This is a genomic window from Streptomyces sp. PA03-6a (genome assembly GCF_033792765.1).
In the GTDB taxonomy this organism is placed as follows: Bacteria; Actinomycetota; Actinomycetes; order Streptomycetales; family Streptomycetaceae; genus Actinacidiphila.
This window is the reverse complement of sequence record NZ_JARAVK010000470.1, coordinates 1-3634: the sequence shown is the minus strand read 5'-3', so window position 1 is coordinate 3634 and position 3634 is coordinate 1. Positions and strand designations below refer to the sequence as shown.

The window sequence follows — 3634 nt, the reverse complement described above, 5'->3', positions numbered from 1 at the left end:
CAGTCGCCAGGCAACGTTTAGACGTCACGGTCCAGCATTCGAACAGCACCACAAGGCTCACAGCTCCTCGAGGCACCGTTAACAAGGAATTAGGTTCGCGGTGTCGGGGGTCGGGGCGGTTGGATGGGCGGCGGCGTCCGTTTCGATCGCTGGGAGGTGTGGTGGCCGAGCCTGTGCGAGTGCGCAGACTGACCGATCAGGAAGGGCAGAAGCTGCAGCAGATCGTCCGCCGGGGCAGCACCAGTTCGGTGCGCTATCGCCGGGCGATGATGCTGCTGGCCTCGGCCGGCGGGAACCGGGTCCCGGTGATCGCCCAGCTGGTCCAGGCCGACGAGGACACGGTGCGTGAGGTGATCCACCGGTTCAACGAGATGGGCCTGGCCTGCCTGGACCCTCGATGGGCGGGAGGCCGTCCCCGCCTGCTCAACCCTGACGACGAGGACTTCGTCATCCAGACGGCCACCACTCGCCCCACCACCCTCGGCCAGCCCTTCACCCGCTGGTCCATCCGCAAACTCGCCGCCTACCTGCACCGCGTCCACGGCCGCGTCATACGTATCGGCCGTGAGGCCTTACGCCGCCTCCTCCTGCGCCGCGGGATCACCTTCCAGCGCACCAAGACCTGGAAGGAATCGCCCGACCCCGACCGCGAGGCCAAACTCGACCGCATCGAGGAGGTCATAGGCCGCTTCCCGGACCGGGTCTTCGCCTTCGACGAGTTCGGGCCCCTGGGCATCCGGCCCACCGCCGGCTCCTGCTGGGCCGAGCGAAGCCGTCCGGACCGGCTGCCAGCGACCTACCACCGCACCCACAGCATCACCTACTTCCACGGCTGCTACTCCATCGGCGACGACACCCTCTGGGGCGTCAACCGCCGCAAGAAAGGCGCCGCCAACACCCTGGCCGCCCTGAAGTCGATCCGCGCCGCCCGACCGGACGGCGCCCCGATCTACGTGATCCTGGACAACTTGTCCGCACACAAAGGCGAGCAGATCCGCCGCTGGGCGAAGAAACACAAGGTCGAGCTGTGCTTCACCCCGACCTACGCCTCCTGGGCCAATCCGATAGAAGCCCACTTCGGGCCGCTGCGGCAGTTCACCCTGGCCAACTCGAACCACCCCAACCACACCGCCCAGACCCGGGCCCTGCACGCCTACCTGCGCTGGCGCAACACCAACGCCCGCCACCCCGACGTCCTCGCCGCCCAACGCCGCGAACGCGCCCGCATCCGCAGCGAAAAGTGCATCCGCTGGGGCGGACACGCACGGACAACCGCAGCCTGACCACCCCGGCGAACCTAATTCCTTGTTAACGGTGCCTCGAGGAGCTGTGAGCCTTGTGGTGCTGTTCGAATGCTGGACCGTGACGTCTAAACGTTGCCTGGCGACTGACGCCTCGCATCAGAGCGGCGGACAGTCCGGCGTACTCGTGATGGCGGTCGCGTGGGCACCGGGCGGATGCCTTCGGCGAACTCGGCGTTGATGCCTCCGCATAGAGCGGTGACGCTCGGTTCCTTCGCGGCCGCCACCATGTCAACACCGGTCAGATGATCACTCGTTGGTGTTGGTGGTGCGAGCCCACTGCACGGTGACCTCTTGATACGCCCGAGCCGTCCGAGCTCCAGCCTAGTGCAGCGCCGCATTGATCTTGCGGGGGTCTCTGGTCCGCTGTCGGTAGGCGATGGGGCTGCTGACAGCGGGCAGTGATGGGTCAGTTCTTGACGAGCACGGTCGCGTGGGTGGATAGCACGGAGTTGACCTGCGCTGGATCGAAGGCTGCGGGGTCGAACTGGTCGGCCGAGGCGAGGCCCAACCATTCCAGGCGGTCTTCGTGTTCTTCGTGGTGGGGATCGGCAAGGATCTCGATGAGGTAGTCGTATCCCCAAATGCCACCGCAGTCCTCGGGCGGGCAGGCTCGGCGGCCGGTGAGGCATCGGGGGTAGGCGGTGTCCGGCTCGGGCTCGGTGATGTCCTCGATGAGGATGTCGTGTTCCCAGTCGTCGCCGAAGTCGTAGGTGTAGCGGAGCCGGTCGCCGGTGCGGGCAGCGACCTGACGGAGCTGCTTGGAGGCGGCGCTGCGGATGCCCAGGTCACGGTCGGCGGTGCCGTATCGGTCCCGTCCGCTTTCGAAGGCCCACATGTGGTAGTCCTCCCAGCCGAAAGCGGCCTGGATGACGTCGTGCAGTTCGCGCAAGGTGATGCCGGACGGCACCTCCAGGCGGCGCCAGATCGGAGGCCGGGAGTCCCGCAAGGTGATCTTGAATTTGTGGACGGTCTTGCTCGGCGCCGTCCGCGAGGCCGGCTTCGCACTCCTGCTGTTCGCCATGGCGGCCATCCTGCCACCCGTCCTCACCGCCTTCCGGCGGGCGTGTGGCCCTCGCCGACGACAATGATCAACGCGACTGATGGAGCCGCGGGAGTGGGGGCATGCGCCGTGGAAAGTCCGTTCCAGGTGGCCTGGGACAGTGAAGAGCGCATGTTACTGCAGGAGTTGACGCGTTCGCGGACTGCTCCGTTGCGCCGGGTGCAGCGGGCCCGGGCCGCACTGGCCTATGCGGAGGGTGACGCGAACGCGGCTGTCGCCCGCGCGCTTGGCCTGTATCTGGACACTGTGCGGCGCTGGCGCAAGCGGTTCGCCGCCGAGGGGATGGCCGCACTGGAGGACCGGCCCCGGCCCGGCCGCTCCCGCCGCTACGGCCCCGATGTGCACCTGGCCATCGTCGCCACCGTCACCTCCGCCCGACCCGCCACCGACAGCCAGTGGACCCATCGGGCCATCGCCCATCACCTGGCCTCTACCGGGATCTCAGCGTCCCAGGTCGGACGGATCCTGGCGGACCTGGATCTCAAACCGCACCTGGTGCGGGGCTGGCTCACCCGACCGGAGGACCCGGACTTCTACGCCAGGGCCACCGAAGTATGCGCGCTCTACCTGCGCCGCCCGCCCCACTCGGTGGTGCTCAGCGTGGATGAGAAGACCGCGATCAGGCTCGATCCCGCCGCCATCCGACCCGGCCAGCCCGCCCGGGCCAGATCGAGCGGCGCGAGTTCGAGTACCGCAGGCACGGGACCGCCTCCATCGTCGCGGCCCTGGACGTGCACACCGGTCAGGTCCTGGCCGAAGACATCACCCGCAACGACTCGGCCACCTTCATCCGCTTCCTGCGACTGCTGGATCAGAGCATCGACCCGGCCCTGACCATCCACCTGGTCCTCGACAACGGGTCGTCCCACGTCTCAAAGGCGACCCGAGCCTGGCTGGCAGCACACCCGAGATTCACCGTCCACCACACACCCAAACACGCCTCGTGGCTCAACCAAGTCGAGATCTCCTTTTCGATCCTGGCCCGCCGACTGCTACGACGCGGTGAGTTCACCTCGCGCCAGGACCTCATCAACCAGATCCGCGACTTCACCCTCGCCTACGACGACGAGGCCCAGCCGTTCCGCTGGACCTACGACGGCACCCCACTCAAAGCCGCATGACCCCCGCAAGATCAATGCGGCGCTGCACTAGACCGAGGCCCGTGGGGTGAGCTGGTGCCACGAACGGCTACTGAGGTGGCGGACCGGCCCTGGTGCCGAGTCCTGGAATTAGGTCGCTGCGTGGCCCGCATGTGCTTGTGACCAGCGCA

General features: G+C 67.5%; 2 protein-coding genes and 1 pseudogene. 2 read left to right on the top strand and 1 reads right to left on the bottom strand.

Annotated elements, in window-relative coordinates; all coding sequences use genetic code 11:
* The first annotated feature begins 161 nt into the window (after positions 1–161).
* Entirely contained in the window at positions 162–1283 is a 1122-nt protein-coding gene (locus PV350_RS45555; protein ID WP_500339184.1) for an IS630 family transposase, read from the top strand.
* Positions 1284–1710: 427 nt separating this feature from the next.
* On the opposite strand, the gene PV350_RS45550 is transcribed toward PV350_RS45555, so the two are convergent.
* Positions 1711–2334, bottom strand: coding sequence for a plasmid pRiA4b ORF-3 family protein (locus PV350_RS45550; RefSeq protein ID WP_500339183.1), 624 nt, complete (start codon positions 2332–2334; stop codon positions 1711–1713).
* 54 nt (positions 2335–2388) lie between these two features.
* On the opposite strand from PV350_RS45550, the pseudogene PV350_RS45545 reads away from it, so the two are divergent.
* A pseudogene (locus PV350_RS45545) lies at positions 2389–3485 on the top strand (IS630 family transposase).
* The last annotated feature ends 149 nt before the right edge of the window (positions 3486–3634 follow it).

Excerpts from the sequence above, each read along its gene's own strand:
- PV350_RS45550 (WP_500339183.1), bottom strand. The coding sequence starts at position 2,334 with ATGGCCGCCATGGCGAACAGCAGGAGTGCGAAGCCGGCCTCGCGGACG.